This is a genomic window from Corynebacterium sp. UBA2622, assembly GCF_002339505.1.
Taxonomy (GTDB): Bacteria; Actinomycetota; Actinomycetes; order Mycobacteriales; family Mycobacteriaceae; genus Corynebacterium.
Window position 1 is genome coordinate 26,186 of sequence record NZ_DDJO01000004.1, and the last position, 1,542, is coordinate 27,727.

Consider the following 1,542-nt stretch of genomic DNA (forward strand, 5'->3'; position numbering starts at 1 on the left):
CGGCCCGCCTGCGCCAGCTCCTCGGTGCCGCCGGCCTGAAGCCCGCCTACGTGGGTGAGCAGGTCACGGGCGCGTGGGGCCTGCCGGAGTCCTGGACCCCGCACGTCGAGGCGGAGATCCTCCTCGGCTCCCGGCCGGAGGAGTCCGTGCGCGGCGGCAGCCTCACCACGCTCCCCGGGGTCGCCTCCAAGGCCGACGCAGCGGCCCTGGTTGCCGCGGCCATCCAGACCATTGCGGCGCGCCACGGCCAGAGCGTGTCCCAGGCGTCGTCAAGCTCGGGTTCGGGCGGCGGCGTGGTGGACTCCGCGGCGCTCGACGCCTACCGCGGGGAGGTGACCGACGCGCTCGTGGCCACGGCCCGCACGCTGCTGTCCAAGCTCGGCATCGAGGAGGAGCGCGCGGAGGTCGAGGCCCCGGACACCACGGTCCTGGACACCATCGAGGCGGAGCTCGGTTCCGGGTGGGTCCAGCAGGTCACCCCGGTATTCGACGCTCGCAAGGCGGTGCTTTTCGACGACCGCTGGGCTCAGGCCCGCGAGGACCTCGTCCGCGTCGCCCTCGGCAAGGCCGACATCGACATCACCCGCTTCGCCGGCACCGGGCGCGTGGTNNCGCCGACCAGGCCACCTGGTACGCCGAGAACGGCTTCGACGGCCCGGTGGACGAGATCGCCCGTGCCGCCCTGGACACCCCCGAGCTGGAGTTCGCGGGCGAGGTGGCCCTGGTCACCGGCGCGGCCCCGGGTTCCATCGCCACGGCGGTCGTCGAGCGCCTGCTGGAGGGCGGCGCGACCGTGATCATGACCGCCTCGTGGGTCAGCCAGGCCCGCAAGGAGTTCGCCCGCGCCCTCTACCGCGACCACGCCTCCCAGGGCGCCGCTCTGTGGCTCGTACCCGCGAACCTCTCCAGCTACCGCGACATCGACGCGCTGGTGGACTGGATCGGTGCGGAGCAGAAGCAGACGGTGGGCAACGAGGTCCGCGTGACCAAGCCCGCCCTGATCCCCACCCTGGCCTTCCCCTTCGCCGCGCCGGGGGTCTCCGGCTCCCTCGCCGAGGTGGGCGGCAACGCCGAGACGCAGGCGCGCCTGCTGCTCTGGTCCGTCGAGCGCACCATCGCGCGGCTCTCCGAGCTGGCGCAGACCGCCGACGACTTCCCCGCCACCCGCACGCACATCGTCCTGCCGGGCTCGCCCAACCGCGGCACCTTCGGCGGCGACGGCGCTTACGGCGAGGTCAAGGCGGCCCTCGACGCCGTCCTGAACAAGTGGTCGGCCGAGACGGGCTGGCCCGAGGGAGTGACGCTGGCCCAGGCCCGCATCGGCTGGGTCGCCGGCACCGCCCTCATGGGCGGCAACGACGTGCTCATCCCGGCCGCGCGCAGAGCCGGCATCCACGTCTGGACCCCGGAGGAGATCTCCACTGAGCTCATGGGCCTGGCCTCCCGCGACGCCCGCGCCCGCGCAGCAGAGGCCCCGGTCGAGCTCGACCTCACCGGCGGCCTGGACAAGGCCGGCGTTTCCATCACCGAACTCGCCCGCAC

Annotated in this window: 1 pseudogene; it reads left to right on the plus strand. The window is 73.9% G+C overall.

Annotation, left to right across the window (positions count from 1 at the left end):
• Positions 1–1,542 (plus strand): annotated as a pseudogene (locus B3611_RS01815) (type I polyketide synthase); the annotation flags it as partial.